This window comes from Mesorhizobium sp. M0761, assembly GCF_040320205.1.
Taxonomy (GTDB): domain Bacteria; phylum Pseudomonadota; class Alphaproteobacteria; order Rhizobiales; family Rhizobiaceae; genus Mesorhizobium.
In genome coordinates, this window is record NZ_JAMYPF010000003.1 from 1 (window position 1) to 21,852 (window position 21,852).

Sequence of the window (21,852 nt, forward strand, 5' to 3'; positions counted from 1 at the left end):
ACAACAACATCGCCGCCTTGCGCCATCACCTTGGCGATCCGCTCGGCCTGCAGATAGGCGCGGTCACCGATGCGGATCTCGCCCGGCACCACCGGCACGCGGTCGATCAACTCGGCTTCGCTCTGGTCGGTGATCTCGAGGAAGTCGAACTGCTCGCGCTCAAGCTCAAAGGCGCAGTGCATGCGCCAAAGACCATTGTTCTTCTTCTCATACGCACCGGCCTTGGCAACCGCTGTCGCATCGAGGATGCGAACCAGTCGGCCTTTGGCCAAACCTGCATCCTCGCGCTTCAAAAGGTGCCCAATCAACTGCTGCAGCCATGGTCCTGCATTGCGCAGCCGGCCGAGCAACGCCACGTCCGAAATGTCGGCAATCCCGCTCGCCGCCGCCCAGGCCACGACGCCCCGCATGCCAACCTTGCCAAGGCAGTAAGCCAGTGTCAGGCGCAACAGGTCGCTCGCCGACCTGACGCCGCGCGGGCGCAGGAACGCCTTCGTCTCGCGGGCACTTGCTGCGATCAACTCTTCGCCGCCCAGAAGCTCAATAGTCTCGGCCCAGCCGTCATCAACAAGCGATTCGTGTGTCATCGCAGTGTAGAATCACACCCGATTCCGCAGGGCAATACCTATCTTAGCGCCTATGCCCAGCCGCCGGGGTTGAGGAAGGGCGACGGTAAGCTCTCAGAACGTCACCGCGATAAGCACCGCCGACAGCAACCCGAACAGCCCAATCAGCAGATAGTCGGCGACCTGGTACAATTTCAGCGCCTGCCTGATGTCCTGGCTTTCCGCCGCGCGCCTACCGCCTTCGCCCATATAGGCGTCCTCGACGACAACGCCGCGATAGCTGCGCGGGCCGGCGAGCGCCAGGCCGAGTGCGCCGGCCATTGCCGCTTCCGGCCAGCCGGCATTGGGCGAGCGGTGCTTTTTGGCGTCGCGCCGCACTGCTTGCCAGGCGTTGCGGGGATCGGCGCCGTCAACGAGAAAGGCGGCGGCAACGATCAGCAACGCGGTCAGCCGGGACGCCGGCAGGTTGATCCAGTCGTCGAAGAGTGCCGCCGCGCGGCCGAAGGCCTCGTGGTGCGGGGTGCGGTGGCCGATCATCGAATCGGCGGTGTTGGCGGCCTTGTAGGCGACGCCGCCGGCCAGACCGCAGACACCTGTCCAGAAGGCGGGCGCAACGATGCCGTCGGAGAAATTCTCGGCCAGGCTTTCGATGGCGGCGCGGCTGACGCCGGCATGGTCGAGCTTCTCGGGATCGCGGCCGACGATGCGCGCAACCGCAATGCGGCCGAGCGCCAGCCCGCCGGTATCCAGCGAATCGGCCACCGCCTCGACATGTTCGGTAAGGCTCTTTTGCGACAGCAGCGACGAGGCCAGGATTGCCGTGATGATCATGCCGGCAGGAAAGAGCTGCCAGAGCAGGATTTGCACGATGAAGGCGATTGCCGCCGGCACCAGCACGATCACCAGCAGCGCCTGCACGCCGCGGCGGCGACGCAGCGCGTCGGAATCAGTGTCGCGGTTGAGCCTGAGGTCGAGAAAGGCTATCAGCCTGCCGAACCAGGTGACGGGATGCCCGACGGCACGGAACAGCCAGTCCGGGTAACCCAGGATGCGTTCGATGGCGAGCGACAGGAAAGCGATCAGGATCGACATGAAGCTTTCTGATGGAGCGATTACTGTGGTGGATCACGGTGGATCCCTTGGCCGGGCGAGGGCGCTCTTCCCTCACGCGCCACAACCTTTCGTCGATCTCTCGACAGGTATCAATCCGCACTCCTACCCGCTTTTCGAGCTGCCCGCCACCGCCCTGTCACGATTGCCGGAGGCCGCGCGCCTGCGTGAGCTGGCCAGGGTCGCGGCCGGCGCCTATGGCGCGCCTTCGGCCGAGAATGTGGCGGTCGCCCCGGGCACGCAGATCCTGCTGCCGCGCGTCGCCTCGCTGGTCAGCCCCGGCAAGGCGCTGGTGCTCGGGCCGACCTATGCCGAGCATGCCAGGGCCGCCGCGATTGCCGGCCATGCGGTGGCGGAGGTCGACGATTTCGAGGCGCTTGCCGGAGGCGAAATTGCCATCGTCGTCAATCCCAACAATCCCGACGGGCGAGTCGTGTCGCGGGAAAGGCTGCTTCGGCTTGCCGAGACATTGCGCGCCATAGGCGGTCTGCTGGTCGTCGACGAAGCCTTCATGGATGTCGGCCCGCACGCGGAAAGCCTGGCCGGCGATGTCGGGCGGGGCGGCATCGTCGTGCTGCGCTCGTTTGGCAAGTTCTTCGGTCTCGCCGGCCTGCGGCTCGGCTTCGCACTTTCCGATGCGGTGACGGTCGAAAGGCTTGAAACGCAATTCGGCCCTTGGGCGGTCGCCGGCCCAGCGCTCGAATACGGCATCCGCGCGCTTGCCGACAGCGGCTGGCAGGCCGACATGCGGCGGCGGCTGGCGCAGGATGCGGCGCGGCTCGATGCGCTGCTTTCGCGCTTTGGCGTTGCTGTCGCCGGCGGCACGACGCTGTTTCGCTATCTCCGGCTTGCCGATGCACCGGGGCTGTTTTCGACGCTCGGCGAGCGCGGCATATTGCTCAGGCATTTTTTCGAGCGTCCCCAGGTGCTCCGCGCGGGGCTGCCTGGACGTCAGGAGGAATGGCAGCGGCTCGAATCGGCGCTTGCCGACTGGCGCGCACGGCGCGACGATGGGTCGAAGGAGATCGCGCCATGATCCATATCTGTTCGCTGGCAAAGCTTGAGGAGACGGTGGCCAAAAGCGGCGCCGAGCGCGTGCTGTCGCTGCTCGCTGCCGGCACCGAGGTGACGCGGCCGGCCTCGATATCGAGGGAGAACCACCTGCATCTGGTCATGCACGACATCGCGGTGGCGCAGGACGGCATGACCATGCCCGGCGAAGGCCATGTGCGCAATCTGCTCGATTTCGCCCGGAAATGGGACCGCGCCAAACCCATGGTCGTCCATTGCTATGCCGGCATCAGCCGCTCGACCGCCTCGGCCTATATCATTGCGGCGGCGCTCGCCCCGAAGCGCGACGAAGTCGAACTTGCGCAGACATTGCGGAAGCTTTCGCCCTCGGCGACACCCAATCCACGGTTGATCGCCGTCGCGGATGCTCTTCTCTCACGACAAGGCCGCATGATCGAAGCGATCGAGGCGATCGGACGCGGCGCCGATGCTTTTGAGGGTACGCCTTTCGTGTTGAAGATCGACGGCTAAGGCGGCCCGCTATGCCAGCCAGTCGGCAAGCTTCGCCTTGCGCACATCCTTCAACAGGGTGATGAAGCCGTCGGCCTGATGCTCCGCCGTCAGTCGGCCTTTCTCGGCCGCGGCAATGCTGGCATCGCCGACCACGCCGTTGGGGTTGAGATCCCCAGCGATCCAGGCGAAAGCGTGCGTTCCGGTGTGGCGCAGCAGCGCAAATTCGGTTTCGGCGCGGGCGACCTTGGAGGCGAAATTGTCGGCCTTGGCCATGTCGACTAACTCCGGGCGAAAATGCAGCATCAACGAGGTCTCGACGTCGCCGCCATGGATGCCATGGCGGTCTTCCAGCTCGGTGTACATGCCGGCGGGGCGGCCGAAGCGCTGCCAGCTGGTCTTCACCGCCAGCATCCTCTCACGCACGCGCAGCTCGCGCGCGACGATGCCCATGATCTCTTCATTGCCGCCATGCGAGTTGACGACGATCAGTTTCCTTACGCCTGCGCGGGCAACGGACAGGCCAAGCTCGGTCCAGGCATCGACCAGGGTGGCCGCCGGCAGGGTGAGCGTGCCCGGCGCCTGCAGATGCTCGTTCGACTTGCCGACCGTTTGGACCGGCAGGATGCGGATGTCGAGATCGCCGGGCAGGCGGGCGATGACCGTCTCCAGCATGCCGTTCATGATCGAGGTATCGGTTGATACAGGCAGATGCGGGCCGTGCTGCTCGATCGCCGCCACCGGCAGCACGGCAATCGTCGCCTCCGGATCGATCGCGGCGTATTCGGTGGTCCGGTAGTCGCCCCACCAAACGCGTCTGTTTGCAACGGTCATGTCATGCCTCTTGACTGTGAGGGAGACCTAGCGCGCCAAACGTCGCCTGTCGATCACCCAGCCGCAATCGCCTCGACCTCGACCTTGAACTCCGGCCGCGCAAAGCCTGACACGATCATCAGCGTCGAGGCGGGCGCGGGGCTGGCAAACAAGCGGTCGCGGACGTCCATATAGGGCCGCAGAAAGGCGCGGTCGGTGACGTAGGCGTTTATGCGCACGATGTCGCCTAGCCCCAGCCCGGCTTCAGCCAGAATCGCCGCTATGTTTTGAAAGCAGAGCTCGGCCTGCGCGCCGGCATCCTCGGGGATCTGGTCGTCCGCCGTGATGGCGACCTGACCGGAGCACAGAACCAGCCGCTTGCCTGGCGGCACCTCGACGCCGTGGCTATAGCGGGCGAAAGGCGGCTTGATCGACTTCGGCGCGAGGTATCTGAACATGGCAATCTCCTGTCTGCGAGACCAGCCTAAGACGTGACCGATAGTACGTTCAAGATGTGGTGCATGGCACGAGGGCGATTGTGGACAGGCGTCCAAAAAATAGGCACGATGCCTCCCGCACAGCATGACCCGTCCGGTGTTGGCAGTGACTGCCGCGCAAGCAGGCGGCCCGGGCGGTGGCATGTGTCTTGCTTCTTGGATCAATGGTGTCGAGCCCGGCGCGTGACGCTCCGGAGCCAACAAAGGGTGGTGTCGATGTACGGAAAACAGAAGATTTCAGCGCTTGCGGTCGCGCTGCTTGGAGCCGGCACGTTCGGCGCGGCAGCAAACGAGAAGGTCACCTTCGGCACCAACTGGCTGGCCGAGCCCGAGCATGGCGGCTACTACCAGGCCGTCGCCGACGGCACCTACGCTGCATGTGGCCTCGACGTGACGATTTCGCAGGGAGGTCCGCAGGTCAGCGGGCGGCCGCTGCTGCTGGCCGGCAAGCTCGATTTCTACATGGGCGGCAATCTGCTGTCGGCCTTCGACGCCGTCCAGCAGGGCATCCCGATGCGCGTCGTCGCAGCCGATTTCCAGAAGGACCCTCAAGTCATCATGTCCCACCCGGGGCAGGGGCTGGACAAGTGGGAGGATTTGAAGAACGCCGACCAGTACATTCTCGGCGACGAGGGCGTCCAGACCTTCTTCCAGTGGATGGTCATCGAACTCGGTTTCGATGCCGCCAAGCGCGTGCCGTACACCTACAACACCGCTCCATTCCTGGCCAACAAGAAGTCGATCCAGCAGGGTTACGTCACCTCGGAGCCTTTTGCGGTCAAGAAGGAAGGCGGCTTCGTGCCCAACCAGTTCCTGCTCGCCGACTATGGCTGGGACACCTATTCGACGACGATCGAGGTGATGCAGGACACGATCGACAAGCGGCCGGAGGTGGTCCAGTGCTTCGTCGATGGCTCGGCCAAGGGCTGGTACAACTACCTCTACGGCGACAACAAGGCCGCCAACGAGATGATCAAGAAAGACAACCCCGACATGAGCGACGAGCAGATTGCCTTCTCGATCGAGCAGATGAAGAAGTTCGGCCTGGCCGATTCCGGCGACACCGAAAAGCTCGGCATCGGCGCCATGAACGAAGACCGGATCAAGAGCTTCTATGACAAGATGGTCAAGGCCAAGGTCACGCCCGAGGGCATCGATATCAAGAAGGCCTACACGCTGGCCTTCATCAACAAAGGTGTCGGGATCGAGCTGAAGAAGTAGTCGTGAAGCTGGAAAAGATGGCGCAGGCGCCCATGACGGCATCGGGTGAAGGCCCGATGCTGCTGACGCTGCGCCATGTCGGCAAGGTGTTTTCCAATGGCGTGACTGCATTGAGCGACGTCGATCTCGCCATCCGCGAGGGCGATTTTGTCAGCCTTCTCGGGCCGTCCGGCTGCGGCAAGTCAACGGCGTTGAGGCTGATCGCGGGCCTGTCGACGCCGACATCCGGTCAGCTCGACTGGGGCGGTTCGATCGACCGCGCCAATATCGGCTTCGTCTTCCAAGAACCGACGCTGCTGCCCTGGGCCAATGTATTCGACAATGTCTGGCTGCCGCTCAGGCTGAAAGGCGTGTCGCGCGCCAAGGCGGCGCCGGCGGTGACGGAGATGCTGGAGCGGGTGCACCTGACCGGCTTCGAGAACGCCGTGCCGCGCGAGCTTTCCGGCGGGATGAAGATGCGCGTCTCGATCGCACGCGCCATGGTGACGAAGCCGCGCATTCTGCTGATGGACGAGCCGTTCGCCGCACTCGACGAGATCACCCGCTTCAAGCTCAACAACGACCTTCTGGAGCTGTGGCAGGACGAGCGCTTCACCGTCGTCTTCGTCACCCACAGCGTCTTCGAAAGCGTGTTCCTGTCCAACCGCGTCGTCGTCATGGCGGCGCGGCCGGGCCGCGTCCATGCCGAGCTTGCCATCGACGCCTCCTATCCGCGAGACGAGGTTTTCCGCACTTCGCCCGATTATGCCGCGCTCTGCCGCCAGGCCTCGGACATCCTGGTCAACGCCATCAACACATCAGCCGGACCGCACCATGACGGCCATTGACCAGAATGCCGCAACGCTCGACGCGGAAGAGGCGGGCCGCGTACGCCAGGAGCGGCTGGAGCGGATCGGCCGGTGGGTCTTGCCTTTGGCGATCATGATCCTGGCGATCTGGCTGTGGGACCGCATTTGCGTGTGGAACGCGATCCCGCAATATATTCTGCCGCGCCCCGGCGTGGTGCTGTGGACGCTCTATAGCGATGCCGGGCTCCTGTTCTCCGCGCTGCTGGTCACGTTGCGCATAACCTTTCTCAGCCTGCTGCTCGCGGTCGTCGGCGGCGTCGGACTGGCGGTGCTGTTTGCGCAATCGAAATGGGTGGAGATGTCGTTCTTTCCCTTCGCCATCGTGCTGCAGGTAACACCGATCGTGGCGGTCTTCCCGCTCATCAACATCTATGTGGACAACCAGACGGTGAAGCTTTTGCTTTGCGCCTGGATCGTCGCGTTCTTCCCGATCCTGTCCAACACCACGCTCGGCCTCAATTCGGTCGACCGCAATCTTCGCGACATGTTCAAGCTCAACGGCGCGACGCGCTGGCAGCAATTGCGCTATCTCAGACTGCCGGCGGCCATGCCGTATTTTCTAGGAGGCTTGAAGATCGCCGGCGGTCTGTCGCTGATCGGCGCCGTGGTGGCCGAGTTCGTCGCCGGCGCGCAGGGACAATCCTCAGGGCTCGCTTCGCGCATCATCGAGGCCGGCTACCGCCTCAACGCGCCAAGGCTTTTCGCGGCGCTGATCCTGATCTCGCTCACCGGCATATTGATCTTCCTGGTGCTGTCGCTGGTGTCGCATCTCATCCTGCGCCGCTGGCACGAGAGCGCGCTGAAGCAGGAGCGGTAGGGTGACGAGGTGAGCGAGACGTTGGCGCGAAGCACCCCCCTCTGGCCTGCCGGCCATCTCCCCCTCAAGGGGGGAGATTGGATGTCACATCGGTTTTCGCCAAAGGTTGAGGTCAAAGATTGGACGTCGTCGGCAAAGCTGCCAATCTCCCCCCTTGAGGGGGAGATGCCCGGCAGGGCAGAGGGGGGCGGTCCTTGATACCGACCTCTGGCTCGTACCATCTCACCAATGTCCGCCTTCACCGGTCGCTGACATCAGGTCTTGCCACCACTTACGATACTGACGGCTTCGCGCTGGCCGACATCGCCGTCGCCGACGGTAAGCTCTCCAGCATCGCCGCGCACAAGAAATCAAAAGCGCCAGCCACCGCCATCGACCTTGCCGGCCGCATCATCCTGCCGTGCTTCGTCGATTGCCACACCCACATCGACAAGGGCCATATCTGGCCGCGCAAACCCAATCCCGACGGCAGTTTCATGGGCGCGCTCAATGCCACCAGCGCCGACCGTGCAGCGCGCTGGAGCGCCGAGGACGTGGCGCGGCGCATGGATTTCTCTTTGCGCTCGGCCTACGCGCACGGCACCAAGGCCTTGCGCACTCATCTCGACAGCGTGCCGCCACAGGAGGAAATCTCCTGGCCGGTGTTCGAGGCGATGCGGGAGAAATGGCGCGGCCGCATCGAATTGCAGGCAGCCTGCCTGCTCGGCATCGAAGGCGTGCGCGACAGAAAGTGGTTCGAGAGGCTGGCCAAGCGTGTGGCTGCGGCCAAGGGCGTGCTCGGCGTCGTCACCTATATGGTGCCGGATCTCGAAGAGCTTCTCGACAAGGTGTTCGCCGAGGCGAACAAGCACGGGCTCGATCTCGATTTCCACGCCGACGAGACCGACGATATCGCGGCGATCTCGCTGAAGAAGATTGCCGAGGCCGCACTCTGGAACGGTTTTGAGGGCAACATCCTGGTGGGACATTGCTGCTCGCTGGCGCGCCAGCCGGACCTCGACGTGCTCGACACGCTGGACAAGGTCGCCAAGGCCAAACTTGCCGTGGTGTCGCTGCCGATGTGCAATCTCTATCTGCAGGACCGGCGCGCCGACCAGACCACGCCACGCTGGCGCGGCGTGACCTTGCTGCACGAGATGAAGGCGAGGGGCATTGCGGTCGCGGTCGCCTCCGACAACACCCGCGATCCTTTCTATGCCTATGGCGATCTCGACATGCTGGAGGTCTACCGCATGGCGACGCGCATCCTGCATTTCGACCATCCGGTCGGCGACTGGCCGCAGACGGTGGCGGCGACGCCGGCCAAGGTGATGCGGCTCGACGGTGTCGGGACACTGGCAGCCGGTGGCAGCGCCGATTTCATCGTCTTCAAAGGGCGGAGCTGGACGGAATTGCTCTCGCGGCCCGAATCGGATCGCATCGTCGTGCGCGCGGGACGAGCGATCGACAGACAATTGCCCGATTACGCCGAGCTCGACGGACTGATGGTGGAATGATGGATGTTTCGGCGCTCAAACGCGATCTCGACGGGATAAAGCTCGACGACAATCCGGCCATCATCCAGCAGAAGAGCCGCGACTTCTACTGGTACAGCCCGGTGCTGAAGCAGCAGCTCGACCACGTCACCGGCGACCTGATCGTGACGCCCAGGAACGAGGCCGAACTGATCCGCGTGCTTGCCGCTTGCCACCGTCATGGCGTTCCGGTGACGCCGCGCGGCAGCGGCACCGGCAATTACGGTCAGGCGATGCCGCTATCGGGCGGCGTGGTTTTGAACCTTGCCGAGATGAACGAGATCAAGGCCATAGCGCCGGGCCGCGTCGTCACCGGGCCGGGCGCGATCCTCGCCGACATCGACAGAGCGACGCGCGCGCATTCCGGGCAGGAACTGCGGCTGTCGCCGTCGACCTACAACACCGCCTCGATCGGCGGCTTCATCGCTGGCGGCTCGGGCGGCGTCGGCTCGATCAATTTCGGCGGTCTGCGTGATTTCGGCAATGTGCTGCGGCTGCGCGTCGTCACCATGGAAACCGAACCGAAGGCGCTCGAACTCACCGGCGAGGATTTGCACAAAGTCACGCACGCCTATGGCACCAACGGCATCATCACCGAGGTCGAGATGCCGCTGACTGCAGCCTATGAATGGATCGACGTGATCGTCGGCTTCGACGCTTTCATGCCGGCAGCCCGCTACGGCAACGCGCTGGCACGCCAGGACGGCATCCTGACCAAGCTGATCACGCCGATCGCCGCGCCGGTGCCGCAGCTCTATTTCAAGCGACACCAGAAGTTCTTCCGGGACGGGCAAAGCATCTGCGTCGTCATGGTTGCCCGGCATGGGCTAGACGCATTCCTCGCCTTCACCCGCCGCGCCGGCGGCGAGGTCATCTTCAATGCCGCGACGGCAACGGACGAAGAGAAGAAGGGCCTGCCGCCGGGCTTCGAGCTGGCGTGGAACCACACCACGCTCAGGGCACTGCGGGTCGATCCCGCGATCACCTATCTGCAATCGCTCTATCCGTTTCCCAACCAGCTGGCGCTGGTGGAGAAGATGGACGCGATGTTTCCGAACGAGGTCTTTTCGCATCTCGAATTCGTGCGCCTCGACGGCAACATCACCTGCTTCGGCCTGCCGCTGGTGAAATTCACCACCGAGGCGCGGCTCAACGAAATCATCCGGCTGCATGAGGAGAATGGCTGCCCGATCTTCAACCCGCACCGCTACACGCTGGAAGAGGGCGGCATGAAGCAGACGGATGAAATCCAGCTCGCCTTCAAGCGCGAGACCGATCCGCAAGGCCTGCTCAATCCCGGCAAGATGATCGCCTGGGAAAATCCGGATTACGACTATCGCTCCGGCCGGACTTTTTTGTTCAAGGGTTTGCAGAAAGCAGAATGAGCAGAGGTTTGAGCTTGAGCACCCCCCTCTGTCCTGCCGGCACAGGCCCTACGCTGCCGCTTCGGGCGTTCGTTGTTTGGAAAGCCAAGCAATTGGCTTCCCATCGGCTTCGCCGACCACTTCTCACCCCCCGCAAGGGGGGAGATTGGCAGCCTGAACGCCGCAGCCAATCTGACACGCTGACAATTAGTGAAAGCGATGCGGCAGTCCGATCTCCCCCCTTGAGGGGGAGATGCCCGGCAGGGCAGAGGGGGGTGCCTCGCGCCGACCCCAGCAATTTCCCATGAAAGTCCTCGTCCTTTACGCACACCCGGTGGAGACCAGCTTCAATGCCAGCCTGCACCGCACGATCGTCGAGCGGCTGACGGCGGCCGGCCATGAGGTCGACGATTGCGATCTCTATGCCGAGGATTTCGACCCCAGGCTGACGCGCGGGGAGAGGCTGGATTATCACAACCAACGCAGCCCTGCGGACCCGGCCGCGCCCTATGTCGAGCGGCTGCTCAAGGCCGAGGCGCTGGTGCTGTCATATCCCGTCTGGAACTACGGCTTTCCGGCTATCCTGAAAGGCTTTTTCGACCGCGTGTTTCTGCCCGGCGTGTCGTTCAAATTGGTCGACGGCAAGGCGCAGCCTTCGCTCCACAACATCCGCAAGCTGACCGCCGTCACCACCTATGGCGGCAGCCGGTTCCGCGCCATGCTGATGGGCGATCCGCCGCGCCGGCTGGTCAAGCGGATGCTGCGCGCGACGATCAGGCCCGGCGCCTCGGTGTCCTACCTCGCTCATTATTCGATGAACCTGTCGACCGACGAGACGCGGGCAGCCTTCATGGCCAAGGTCGCGGCCGGGATGGATACCTTCTGATGCGCGTGCTGGTGGTCTATTGCCATCCGGTGCCCGAAAGTTTTTGCGCCGCGATCAGAGATACCGCCGTCGACGTGCTGAAGGCGCGGGGTTGGGAGGTACGGCTGCTCGACCTCTATGCCGAAAAATTCGACCCGGTGATGGGTAGCGAGGAGCGGCGCGCCTACAATGAGCGGGCGCCGGAGGATCCGGCCCTAAAACCGCATTTCGAGCATCTCGCCTGGGCTGAGGCGATCCTGTTCATCTATCCGACCTGGTGGTACGGGCTGCCGGCCATGCTGAAGGGCTGGCTCGACCGGGTCTGGGCGACCGATGTCGCCTTCAAGCTGGGCAAGGGGCGCATCATGTCGCTGATGACACATGTCACCAGGGTCGGCGTCATCACCCCCTGCGGCGCGCCGACCTGGTGGAGCGTCGTCGTCGGCCAGCCCGGCCGCAAGACCTTGCTGCGCGGTATGCGCGCGCTGTGCGCCCGCCGCTGCCGGACGTTTTTCCTGGCGCACTACCTGATGGACGCCTCGACGCCAAGGACGAGGGCGGCGTTTCTGGTGAAGGTGCGGGCGAAGCTGGAGCGGTTTTGAGCTTCTTCACCCTCCCCCTTGTGGGGAGGGTCGCGCAGCAAATGCCGCAAGGCGGCTTTTGCGAAGCGGGGTGGGGGGTCTCGTAGGGCGCACCCCCACCCCGTCTCGCAATCGCCGCTTCGCTCCGACTGCGAGCCGACCCTCCCCACAAGGGGGAGGGTAAAAAGGTGCTACATCCTCGTCCGTTCCGCCTTGGGATCGTACATCGGCTTCAGCGATGCTTCCGCCGCAAAACGCTCGCCGGCGATCTCTATCTCGTAGGACGAGGCCAGCACATCCGCCTCGCTCTCGCCCTGGCAGGGCACATAGCCCAGTCCGATCGCGCCGCCGAGATGGTGGCCGTAATTCCCCGATGTGATCGGGCCGACGATCTTGCCGTCGCGCAGGATCGCCTCGTTGTGGAAGAGCAGAGGCTGCGGGTCCTTCAGCCGGAACTGCACCAGCCGGCGCGACAGGCCGGCTTCTTTTTTCTTCAGCACCGCATCGCGGCCGATGAACTCGCCCTTGGCGGTTTTGACCGCAAAGCCGAGGCCGGCCTCCAGCACATTGTCCTCGTCGGTGATGTCGTGGCCGAAATGCCGAAACGCCTTTTCGATGCGACAGGAATCGAGCGTATGCAGGCCGCAAAGTTTCAGGCCGACATCCGCCCCCGCCTCATCGATCGCCTCGAAAACATGGGCAGCCTGGTCGGTAGAGACATAAAGCTCCCAGCCGAGTTCGCCGACATAGGTGACGCGGTGGGCGCGGGCGAGGCCCATGCCGATCTCGATCTCCTGGAAGGTGCCGAATGGATTGTTGTCGTTGGAGAAATCGTTGGGGCTGACTTTCTGGATCAGCTTTCGCGCATCCGGACCCATCAGGCAGAGCACGCTTTCTGCCGCCGTCACATCGGTGATGACAACGAATTCCTCGCCGACATGCCGCCGCAGCCAGGCGAGATCGCGTTGCAACGTCGCGCCCGGTACGACGAGGAAATAGGCCGTGTCCGACAGCCGCGACACGGTAAGATCGCTCTCGATGCCGCCGCGCTGGTTGAGCATCTGAGTGTAGACGATCTTGCCCGGCGCCACGTCCATGTCGTTGGCGCAGAGCCTTTGCAGGAACGCGCAGGCATCGCGGCCCTCGACACGGATCTTGCCGAACGAGGTCATGTCGAACAGGCCGACCTTGTTGCGGACCGCCAGGTGTTCCTCGCGCTGGTTGTCGAACCAGTTCTGCCGCTTCCAGGAATAGCGGTATTCGCGCTCTTGCCCTTCGCGGGCGAACCAGTTGGCGCGCTCCCAGCCGGCGACTTCGCCGAAGACCGCGCCGCGCGCCCTCAGGTGTTCATGCAGGGGCGATCGCCTGACATTCCTGGACGTTGCCATCTGCCGGTAGGGGAAATGGTCGGCATAGAGCAGGCCGAGCGTCTCGGAGACCCGCTCCTTGAGATACCTACGGTTCTTCTGGAATGGCTGGGCGCGGCGGATGTCGACTTCCCAGAGGTCGAAGGGCGCTTCGCCGTCATTGATCCACTGCGCCAGCGCCATGCCGGCGCCGCCGGACGAGACGATGCCGATGGAATTGTAGCCGGTCGCCATCCAGTAGCCCGACAGCTCCGGCGCTTCGCCGAGATAGTAGCGGTCGTCGGGGGTAAAGCTTTCGGGGCCGTTGAAGAAGGTGTGAATGCCGGCGGTTGCCAGCATCGGCATGCGATTGACGCCCATTTCGAGGATCGGCTCGAAATGCTCCATGTCCTCCGGCAACTGGTCGAAGCAGAAATCCTCGCTTATGCCGTCCATGCCCCAGGGCTTGGCCACCGGCTCGAAGGCGCCGAGCATCATCTTGCCGGCGTCTTCCTTGTAGTAGGCGCATTCATCGGGAACGCGCAGCACCGGTAGACGACCGAGCCCGGGGATCGGCTCGGTGACGAGATAAAAATGTTCGCAGGCATGCAGCGGGATGGTGACGCCGTTCTGGGCGCCGAGCTCGCGCGCCCACATGCCGGCGCAGTTGACGACGATGTCGGCCTCGATCGTGCCCTGGTCGTCGCCTTGCGCCCACGACACACCGGTGACGCGACCGGCCTTGGTATGGACCTTGGTGACCTTCACATTCTCGACGATGGCGGCGCCACGCTGGCGGGCGCCCTTGGCCAGCGCCATGGCGATGTTGGCCGGATCGCACTGGCCGTCGAGCGGCAGATGCACGGCGCCGACCACATCGGACACGTTGAGATGCGGGTACATCTCCTTGACTTCACCAGGCGAAATCTCGCGCACATCGACATCGAAGGCGCGGGCGAGCGAGGCCTGCCGATAAATCTCGTGCTTGCGCTCCTCAGTCAGCGCCACGGTGATCGAGCCGACCTGGCGCATGCCGGTGCCGACTTCCGTTTCGGCTTCCAGCTTGACGTAGAGGTCGGCCGAATATTTGGCCAGCCGCGTCATGTTCTGCGAGCCGCGCAGCTGGCCGATCAGGCCGGCGGCGTGCCAGGTCGTACCCGAGGTCAGCTGCTTGCGTTCGAGCAGCACGATGTCGGTCCAGCCGAGCTTGGCCAGGTGGTAGGCGACCGAACAGCCGGAGACACCGCCGCCGATAATAACCGCGCGGGCCTTGGTGGGAATGCTTCTGGTCATGCGGCCTCGCGGCGATAGCCGGATGCGAAGCGGCGCAGGCGTTTTGCGGCTTCCTGAAGCACCGGCTCCGGTTGGCAGAGGCTGATGCGGATGTGGCCGGCAGCGGCCTTGCCGAAGCTGGAACCCGGCATGACGCCGACACTCTCCTGGTCGAGAAAGGCCCAGGCGAATTTCTCGTCGTCGGGCTCGACTGCGGAGATGTCGAGCATGACATACATGCCGCCCTCGGAGCCGTGCACGCTGATATTGTTCATGCCGCGCACGGCGTCGAGCAGGACGGTGCGGCGCGCCGCATAGCGTTCGGCGATCTCCCTGACGCCAAAGCGGTTCTCCAGCGCCTCGGCGCAGGCGATCGAGATGAAGGCCGGCAGGCCGTAGGTCGTCACCAGATTGAGATTGGTCAACAGCGTGATCATCTGCGCTGGGCCGGTCAGCCAGCCCATGCGCCAGCCGGTCATGCCATGGCTCTTGGACATCGAATTGATGACCAGCGTGCGCTCCGCCATGCCGGGCAGGCCGCGCGGCGAGATGTGCTCGCCGCCGCCGAGCGTCCAGTAGACCTCGTCCGACAGCAGCCAGAGATCGTGCTCGCGGCAGATCTCGGCCAGCTCTTCCAGACGCTCACGCGAATAGACGGCGCCGGTCGGGTTGTTCGGCGTGTTGATCAAAATGGCGCGCGTGTTGGGCTTGAGCGCCGCGCGGATCATCTCGGCGTGCGGCTGGAAACCGTCTCCGGCCGGCGTCTCGACGACGGTGAAGCTGGCGCCGGCGGCGCTGAAGGTGTTGGGATAAGTCGCGTAGTAGGGCGCCACCACGATAGCGTGGTCGCCCTGGTCGAGAACGGCCTGCACCGCCGCGTAAAGGGCGGCCTGACCGCCCGGCGTGGCGATCACCTGGTCGGGGCTCGTCTCGACCCCGGTGCAGGCGGTCGAGGCCGCCGCCATCGCCCTGCGCAGGCGCGGAACGCCGGGAAGCGGGGTGTAGTGGTGGTTGCTGCCGCGAACCGCCGTCACGCAGGCTTCGATGGTCTGGCTCGGCGTATCGAAATCATGGTCGCCGACCGACAGCATGATGATGTCCTGGCCCGCCTCCTTGCGGGCCCATGCCTCGGTGTGGACCTCCCAGCCATCCTTGCCCGAAGGCACGATGCCGGAAATGCGCGATGACGGTCTGGGCATCAGGATACTCCCGAGATTTCGTGGCCGGCCTGTTCGAGCCAGTCGCGCAAGGCGGCGATGTGGGCAGGGCCGACTTCGCAGCAGCCGCCGACGATGGTGGCGCCAGCGGCGACCCAGCCGAGCGCCTGGTCGGCATAGGCATCCGGATCAAGGTCGTGGCGTGCGTGCAGCACTTCGACCGTTCCGCCATGCTTGAGCGCTTCGACAGAGGTGAAGCCATTGGCATAGGCGCCGACCGGGCCGCCGAGAGCAATCAATTCGGGCAGTGCCGCGGCGATAGCTTCTGGCCGGCAGCAATTCACCAGGCGCGCTGCAACCGTCAGGCCGTCGAGGGCGTCCGCCGCTGCCGCTATTGTTTCGCCGCTGCGCAGCCGCGGCGCGCCGTGATCGGCGAGAGTCCAAGACACCCAGACAGGTTTGCCGCTTTCCGACGCAGCGGTAACGGCCGCACGGCCTTCCTCGGCTGAGGCCATGGTCTCGCACAGGAACAGGTCGACGCCATCGGCCTGCTCGGCGACGATGCGGCGATAGATGTCCAGCGTCTCCTGGAACGATATGGCCAGCGCCGGCGCATAGCTGCCGAACAGCGGTGACAGGCAGCCGGCGATCGCTGCATCGCCTGCCTCGTCGCGTGCCTGTCTTGCCAATTCGATGCCGCGCTTCTGCAAGGGCTTGAAGAGATCTTCTGCTCCTTCCCGCGCGAGCCGCTCCGGCGTTGCCGAATAGGTGTTGATGGTGATGACGCGAGCGCCGGCCCGGATGAATTCGGCATGCAGGCCACGCACCAGATCCGGCTCGTCGATCAGCACCCTGGCCGACCAGAGCGGCGTCGGCTCGGAGCTGCTGCGGCGGACCAGTTCCTGGCCCATGCCGCCATCGGTGAGAATGACTTTCTTCATGCTCTCAGTCTTTCGTTTTTCGGATCCCACAGCGGCTCGTCTTTCTGCACGACCGCCCTGAAACGATCGCCAAAAATTTCAATCTCGATCGCGGTATCGGGTTCAGCCAGGTCGGCGCGCAGCATGCCGAGCGCGATCGATTTGTCGATGCGATGCCCCCATCCGCCGGACGTCGTCTCGCCGACGATCTTGCCGTCATGCCAGAGCGTCGACACGGACGGCGCGTCGCAATCGCCTGGGTTTTCGACCACCAGCGTGACGAAGCGCTTCTTCACGCCTTGCTGCTTTTCGTTCTGCAGGGCTGCCTTGCCGCGGAAGTCGGGCTTGTCCCATTTGACGAAGCGCTCGAGCCCGCCCTGCAGGACCGTATAGTCGGTCGACAGGTCGCCCTTCCAGGTCCGGTAGCCCTTTTCGAGGCGCAGCGAATCCAGCGCGTACATGCCGAACGGTTTCAGACCGTGTTTTTGTCCCGCCGTCCAGACGTCGTCGAAGATGGCGGCGGTGTCTCCCACCTTGGTGTGGATTTCCCAGCCGAGTTCGCCGGCGAAGGATACCCGCACCAGCTTCGCCCAGCGGCCGGCGATGGTGGTTTCCTGATGCGTCAGCCAGGGCAGCGAGAGATCCGCGCCACAGACCTCGGCCAGGATCTTGCGCGAACTGGGGCCGGCGAGGATTTGCGTCGAATAGTCTTCGGTTCTGTCAGTGAGGGTGAAAGCCGCGTCCTTCGGCAGGCGCGACTTCAGCCATTCGAAATCGTGCCACTGCGCTACCGCCGCGGTGATCAGCGTCATCTGCTCTTCGCCATGGCGCACCACCGACATCTCGGTGACGATGCGGCCCTTGTCGTCGGCGAAATAGGCGAGGCCGATGCGGCCGGGCTTGGGCACCAGGCCGGTGACCTGCAGCGCCAGCCATTCGGCTGCGCCAGGACCTTCGAGGTTGAAGCGCGAGAAGCCGGGCAGGTCCAGAATGCCGGCGGCGTCGCGCACCGCCAGGCATTCTTCGCGCACGCGGTGCTGCCACGGCCCGTCGCGGCGGAAGGTGAGTGTTGCTTCTTCCGACGTGTCGTCACCGGGTTGCGCATACCAGGTGGCACGCTCCCAGCCATTATAGGCGTCGAACTGGGCGCCGAGCGCCTTGATGCGATCGTGAATCGGCGACAGCTTGCGGTCGCGCCCGGCCGGCCAGGCATGGCGCGGGAACTGGATGGCGTATTCGTTGCCGTAGATCTCCATGCCCTTGGCGACGCTATAGTCGGGGGCGGCCGCAAAGCTGGTGAAACGGCGCGGATCGCAAGACCACATGTCCCATTCGGTCTGGCCCTGCGTAACCCATTCGGCCAGCACCTTGCCGGCGCCGCCGCCCTGGGCGATGCCGAAGGTGAAGACACAGGCCTCGAACGCGTTGGGAACGCCGGGCATCGGACCGATCAGCGGATTGCCGTCCGGCGCGTAAGGGATCGGCCCGTTGATCACCTTGGACAGGCCGGCAGTGCCCAGGATCGGCACGCGGGCGACGGCATCGGCAAGGTAGTGCTCGAGACGGTCGAGATCGTCGGGGAATAGCTGGAAGGAAAAATCCTCCGGCATCGGGTCGTTGTGGGTCGCCCAATGCGCGCGGCAATTGCGCTCATAGGGGCCGAGATTCATGCCGTTCTTTTCCTGGCGCAGATAGTAGGAGGTGTCGACGTCGCGCAGCAGCGGCAGTTTCTTGCCCTGCTCCTTCGACCAGGCCACCAGTTCGGGGATTTCCTCGAACAAGATGTACTGATGGCTCATCACCATCATCGGGACGTCGCGGCCGAACATTTTGCCGACTTCCGCGGCTCGGTAGCCGGCGGCGTTGACGACGATCTCGCAACGGATCTCGCCTTGCGGCGTCTCGACAACCCATTCGTCGTTCTCGCGGCGCACGCCCGTGGTTGGGCAGAAGCGGATGATCTTTGCCCCCATGTCGCGCGCACCCTTGGCAAGTGCCTGCGTCAGCTGCGCGGGGTCGATGTCGCCGTCGTTCGGATCGTAGAGCGCGCCTTTCAATTCATGCGTCTCGATGAAGGGATAGCGGCGCTTGATCTCATCAGGGCCGACAATGTCGATGTCCATGCCCTGGTAGCGGCCCATGCCCTTGGCGCGCTGGAACTCCTGCATGCGCTCCTTGGTGTGGGCGAGCCGCAGCGAGCCGGTAATGTGGTAGTTCATGGGATAGTCGACGGCATCAGCCAAGCCGCGATAGAGCTCGGTCGAATAGCGCTGCATGTTCATCAGCGACCAGGACGACGAGAAGGTCGGCACATTGCCGGCGGCATGCCAGGTCGAGCCCGAGGTCAGCTCGTTCTTTTCCAAAAGCACGCAGTCGGTCCAGCCGGCCTTGCAAAGGTGATAGAGCGAGGAGGTGCCGACGACACCGCCTCCGATGATCACCACGCGTGCCGTGGTCGGCAAACCGGCCATATTAGAAACCCCTCGTTCAGTAGACAGGCGGCGAAACCACCCAGATGATCACGGCCGGCTCGGTGCCGGGATTGCGCCAGCGGTACGGCTTGCGCTCGAAGCGGAAGGAATCGCCTTCGCCGAGCCGGTGCCAGACGCCGGCTATCTCGATCTCGAAAATGCCAGAGGCGATGTAGCCGGCTTCCTCGGTCGGCCGCAGCTGCTCGCTCTTCATCTCGGCGCCCGGCGCGAAGATCGAACGCACCATCTCGAAACTACCGCCGAGATCGGGCGACAGAAGCTCCTCCACCAGGCCGGATTCGCTTGTGCCAAGCGTGCGCCGGCTGCCGGCGCGCACGACAACGCCGCGCTCCTTCTCGATCGGCACGTCGTGGCTGAAGAACAGGCTGAGCGGCACGCCGAACAGGTCTGCGAAGGCCCTGAGGTCGCCAAGTGAAGGGATAGATAGGCCGCGCTCGACCTGGCTGACCCAGCCGACAGAGCGGCCAAGCTTCAGCGCGATCTCAGCCAGCGTCAGCCCACGCGCCTTGCGCAGCGCACGGATGTCGCTCGCCAGCAGGCGCTCGTCAGGTCCCTGCAATGTTTTGGGAATAGCTGGGGGCAAAACGCTCACTTGATGAAAATCCGGAAATGAATTTCATGAGAGCTCATGTCCGTGAAAAAATCAAGCTAATTTTCATGGGCACACAAGATTTGCTTGCGCGATTTTGGAGGTTCATGCAAAGGCTCTGGCACGAGCGGCGGGTGTGGGAATGCGGGTCGGCGACCAAGGATTGAAATCTGCGCAAGGTCTTCTCCGATAGCCGGTTCGGCTTTCGAAGTGTGCGCAAAGGGACGGCCCATGCTGGAAAAAAATGGCCTGGCAGCGCAAAACGCGGCTGTTGTCGATGAGGCGATCATCTCGCGCCGTTCAGTGCGCGCCTTCCTGCCCGACATGGTCGATGACGAGACGATCCGAGCCATTCTTGGCGTCGCCGCGCGCGCGCCTTCGGGCACCAATATGCAGCCCTGGCGGGTCTATGTCGTCAAGGGCGACGTCAAGCAGCAGATCACCGATGCCATCCTGAATTCCGGTATCCGGGCCGAAAAGGCCGATTGGGACGAGTATCGCTATTACCCCACCCAGTTCTTCGAGCCGTATCTCACCCGCCGCCGCGCCAACGGTTTCGGGCTCTATGGGGCACTCGGCATCGGCCGCCGCGAGGTCGACAAGATGCGCGCCCAGCACGACCGCAACTTCGTCTTCTTCGACGCGCCGGTCGGCATGATCTTCACCATCGACCGGCGGCTGAACCAGGGCTCGTGGATCGACTACGGAATGTTCCTGCAGAACATCATGGTGGCGGCGCGAGGCAGGGGCCTGCACACCTGCCCGCAGGCCGCCTTCGCGCCCTATCACCGGCAGATCCGGCCGGTGCTCAACATCCCCGACGAGGAGATCGTCGTCTGCGGCATGGCGCTCGGCCTCGAGGATACGTCGAAACCCGAAAACGACTTCCGCACCGACCGCGTGCCGCTGGAAGAGTGGGTGACGTTCAGCGGCTAGGCCTCGGCTACCGGGGCCTTATTCCACGTTCATCTGCGCGCCATGGCCGCTGACATGGGCACCGTCCTGCGGTGTCAGTCTGAGATAGGCGATCAGCGCGCACAACGTGATGACGCCCTCGACCACGAACAGGATGCGGAAATCGTTGGTCACCGCCGGCCCGCCGCCAGCCAGGAACGACAACAGCGCCGCCGCCAGGCCGACGCTGATCGCTACCCCCAACTGCCACAGTATGTAGTAGAGCGCGCTGAAGCGGGCGAGCTGGTCGGGCGCGATGTCGGAATAGGCGAGGTTGCCGGTCGAAGCCCACTGCGCCGAGCGCAGAACGCCGAAGGCGAAGATATAGGCTAGCACAATCCAGACCGGCGTGGTCGCCTCAATCAAGGCGAAGCCCGCTACCAAGGCAGCAACGATCGGCGTGTTGACGACCAGCACGCGGCGAAAGCCGAAACGGTTGAGCAGGCGCGGCATGAAGACACGCATGATCAGCGAGCCGATTGCGGCGACGAAAGTCAGCGATCCCGCCTGCACCGCGCTCATGCCGAAGCCGAGCTGGAACATCAGCGGCAAAAGGAAAACGACCGAGCTGAGGCCGATCGTGTCCAGCCCACCACCGGTGAGGAAGGAGATGCGAAAGGTGCGGATGCGCAGGAGTTTCAGGTCAAGCAAGGGGTTGCGGGCGCGCAGGCAGTAGAAGGAGGCAAGCGTCAGGATGACGATCGCCAGCGTCAGCTCGGCCGCGATCATGCTGCCGGCGGCGTCTTTGGCCGCAAGCGAATCCATACCGAAGACCAGCAGGACCATGCCGCTGCCGACCAGCAGGAAGCCCGGGAAATCGAACGGCGTGCGCACCGGTTTGGTAACAGTCGGAAACAGCGAGGCGGCAAGAACGGCCGCCGCCAGCGCGAACGGCACGTTGATGAAGAAGATCCAGCGCCAGGAGATATAAGTCGTCAGCGCGCCGCCGACCAGCGGGCCGACCAGCGGTCCGGACTGGCCGGCCAGCGAAATATACATGTTGATCTTCAGCGTGCGGCTGCGCGGGAAGGTCGACAGGATGACGACCTGGCCGAGCGTCCCCATCAAGGCGCCGCCGAAGCCTTGCAGCGCGCGGGCGCCGACCAGCGTCCAGATGTCGTTGGACAGGCCGCACAGCGCCGATGACGCGGCGAACACCAGCAAGGCGAAGCAGTAAACGTTGCGCAGGCCGAAGCGGTCGGCGGCCCAGCCGCCGAGTGGCATCGAGATGATCAGGCTGGCGACATAGACGGTGATCAACAGGCCGAGCTGGCTCGGCGGCCGGCCGAGGCTGTCGCTGATGCCGGGGCAGGGCGGTGACCACGACATTCTGGTCGAGGCTGGTCATGAACACGCCGCAGGCGACCGTGAGCGGCAGCAGGAGCAAGGCTCTGGCCGACACATC

At 64.2% G+C, this 21,852-nt stretch carries 20 protein-coding genes; 10 read left to right on the top strand and 10 right to left on the bottom strand.

The genetic code is table 11. From position 1 onward, the window contains the following. A partial coding sequence (locus NKI32_RS05340; RefSeq protein ID WP_502897905.1) for a transposase occupies positions 1–587 on the bottom strand: 587 nt, incomplete at its 3' end. Positions 588–680: 93 nt separating this feature from the next. Then, complete coding sequence (gene cbiB, locus NKI32_RS05345) at positions 681–1,658, bottom strand: adenosylcobinamide-phosphate synthase CbiB (RefSeq protein ID WP_352513552.1); 978 nt, start codon at positions 1,656–1,658, stop codon at positions 681–683. Between cbiB and cobD the strand changes: the two genes are divergently transcribed. Continuing rightward, a complete protein-coding gene (cobD, locus tag NKI32_RS05350) occupies positions 1,657–2,712 on the top strand; it encodes a threonine-phosphate decarboxylase CobD (RefSeq protein ID WP_353002422.1) in 1,056 nt (351 codons plus the stop codon). The two genes, cbiB and cobD, sit on opposite strands and share 2 nt — an antisense overlap. Beyond that, on the top strand, positions 2,709–3,218 hold the full coding sequence (locus NKI32_RS05355; RefSeq protein ID WP_023685231.1) for a tyrosine phosphatase family protein: 510 nt from the start codon (positions 2,709–2,711) through the stop codon (positions 3,216–3,218). The genes cobD and NKI32_RS05355 overlap by 4 nt, the downstream gene beginning before the upstream one ends. Before the next feature lie 9 nt (positions 3,219–3,227). Here the strand turns inward: NKI32_RS05355 and NKI32_RS05360 are convergent, their stop codons facing one another. Together NKI32_RS05360 and NKI32_RS05365 are read right to left on the bottom strand one after the other, a co-directional pair. Further along, on the bottom strand, positions 3,228–4,031 hold the full coding sequence (locus NKI32_RS05360) for a creatininase family protein (protein ID WP_023685232.1): 804 nt from the start codon (positions 4,029–4,031) through the stop codon (positions 3,228–3,230). A gap of 53 nt (positions 4,032–4,084) precedes the next feature. Beyond that, positions 4,085–4,468: a RidA family protein gene (locus NKI32_RS05365; protein WP_023670775.1), complete on the bottom strand. Its 384-nt coding sequence runs from the start codon at positions 4,466–4,468 to the stop codon at positions 4,085–4,087. 255 nt (positions 4,469–4,723) lie between these two features. Here NKI32_RS05365 and NKI32_RS05370 point away from each other — a divergent pair, with 255 nt between their 5' ends. From NKI32_RS05370 to NKI32_RS05400, 7 genes are all read left to right on the top strand, one after another. Next, positions 4,724–5,728, top strand: a complete 1,005-nt coding sequence (locus tag NKI32_RS05370; RefSeq protein ID WP_023670774.1) for an ABC transporter substrate-binding protein — start codon at positions 4,724–4,726, stop codon at positions 5,726–5,728. 2 nt (positions 5,729–5,730) lie between these two features. Continuing rightward, complete coding sequence (locus NKI32_RS05375; protein WP_023685233.1) at positions 5,731–6,555, top strand: ABC transporter ATP-binding protein; 825 nt, start codon at positions 5,731–5,733, stop codon at positions 6,553–6,555. After that, positions 6,542–7,393 carry an ABC transporter permease gene (locus NKI32_RS05380; RefSeq protein ID WP_023670772.1) on the top strand — a complete coding sequence of 284 codons (852 nt, stop codon included), beginning with the start codon at positions 6,542–6,544 and terminating at the stop codon, positions 7,391–7,393. The genes NKI32_RS05375 and NKI32_RS05380 overlap by 14 nt, the downstream gene beginning before the upstream one ends. A gap of 194 nt (positions 7,394–7,587) precedes the next feature. Further along, a complete protein-coding gene (locus NKI32_RS05385) occupies positions 7,588–8,889 on the top strand; it encodes a cytosine deaminase (protein WP_023685234.1) in 1,302 nt (433 codons plus the stop codon). Beyond that, entirely contained in the window at positions 8,889–10,292 is a 1,404-nt protein-coding gene (locus NKI32_RS05390; protein ID WP_031197684.1) for an FAD-binding oxidoreductase, read from the top strand. Before NKI32_RS05385 ends, NKI32_RS05390 begins: the two co-directional genes overlap by 1 nt. A gap of 283 nt (positions 10,293–10,575) precedes the next feature. Continuing rightward, on the top strand, positions 10,576–11,157 hold the full coding sequence (locus tag NKI32_RS05395) for an NAD(P)H-dependent oxidoreductase (RefSeq protein ID WP_023685236.1): 582 nt from the start codon (positions 10,576–10,578) through the stop codon (positions 11,155–11,157). Next, the gene (locus NKI32_RS05400; protein ID WP_023685237.1) at positions 11,157–11,738 is read left to right on the top strand and encodes an NAD(P)H-dependent oxidoreductase; all 582 of its coding nucleotides are present in this window, start codon (positions 11,157–11,159) and stop codon (positions 11,736–11,738) included. The genes NKI32_RS05395 and NKI32_RS05400 overlap by 1 nt, the downstream gene beginning before the upstream one ends. A 170-nt stretch (positions 11,739–11,908) precedes the next feature. On the opposite strand, the gene NKI32_RS05405 is transcribed toward NKI32_RS05400, so the two are convergent. The 5 genes from NKI32_RS05405 to NKI32_RS05425 are packed head-to-tail and all read right to left on the bottom strand — an operon-like array spanning position 11,909 to position 19,442. Continuing rightward, positions 11,909–14,356, bottom strand: a complete 2,448-nt coding sequence (locus NKI32_RS05405) for a GcvT family protein (protein ID WP_023685238.1) — start codon at positions 14,354–14,356, stop codon at positions 11,909–11,911. After that, a complete protein-coding gene (locus NKI32_RS05410; protein WP_023670766.1) occupies positions 14,353–15,534 on the bottom strand; it encodes a pyridoxal phosphate-dependent aminotransferase in 1,182 nt (393 codons plus the stop codon). Before NKI32_RS05410 ends, NKI32_RS05405 begins: the two co-directional genes overlap by 4 nt. Then, complete coding sequence (locus NKI32_RS05415) at positions 15,534–16,433, bottom strand: homocysteine S-methyltransferase family protein (RefSeq protein WP_023685239.1); 900 nt, start codon at positions 16,431–16,433, stop codon at positions 15,534–15,536. Before NKI32_RS05415 ends, NKI32_RS05410 begins: the two co-directional genes overlap by 1 nt. After that, on the bottom strand, positions 16,430–18,883 hold the full coding sequence (locus NKI32_RS05420) for a GcvT family protein (protein WP_352545379.1): 2,454 nt from the start codon (positions 18,881–18,883) through the stop codon (positions 16,430–16,432). The genes NKI32_RS05415 and NKI32_RS05420 overlap by 4 nt, the downstream gene beginning before the upstream one ends. 16 nt (positions 18,884–18,899) lie before the next feature. Beyond that, positions 18,900–19,442 (bottom strand): helix-turn-helix domain-containing protein, encoded by a 543-nt coding sequence (locus NKI32_RS05425; protein ID WP_023706106.1) that lies wholly within the window; start codon positions 19,440–19,442, stop codon positions 18,900–18,902. Between the two features lie 282 nt (positions 19,443–19,724). On the opposite strand from NKI32_RS05425, the gene NKI32_RS05430 reads away from it, so the two are divergent. After that, positions 19,725–20,429 (top strand): nitroreductase, encoded by a 705-nt coding sequence (locus NKI32_RS05430; RefSeq protein ID WP_023698305.1) that lies wholly within the window; start codon positions 19,725–19,727, stop codon positions 20,427–20,429. Positions 20,430–20,447: 18 nt separating this feature from the next. Here the strand turns inward: NKI32_RS05430 and NKI32_RS05435 are convergent, their stop codons facing one another. Beyond that, positions 20,448–21,776, bottom strand: a complete 1,329-nt coding sequence (locus NKI32_RS05435; protein WP_353002168.1) for an MFS transporter — start codon at positions 21,774–21,776, stop codon at positions 20,448–20,450. Positions 21,777–21,852 lie beyond the last annotated feature (76 nt).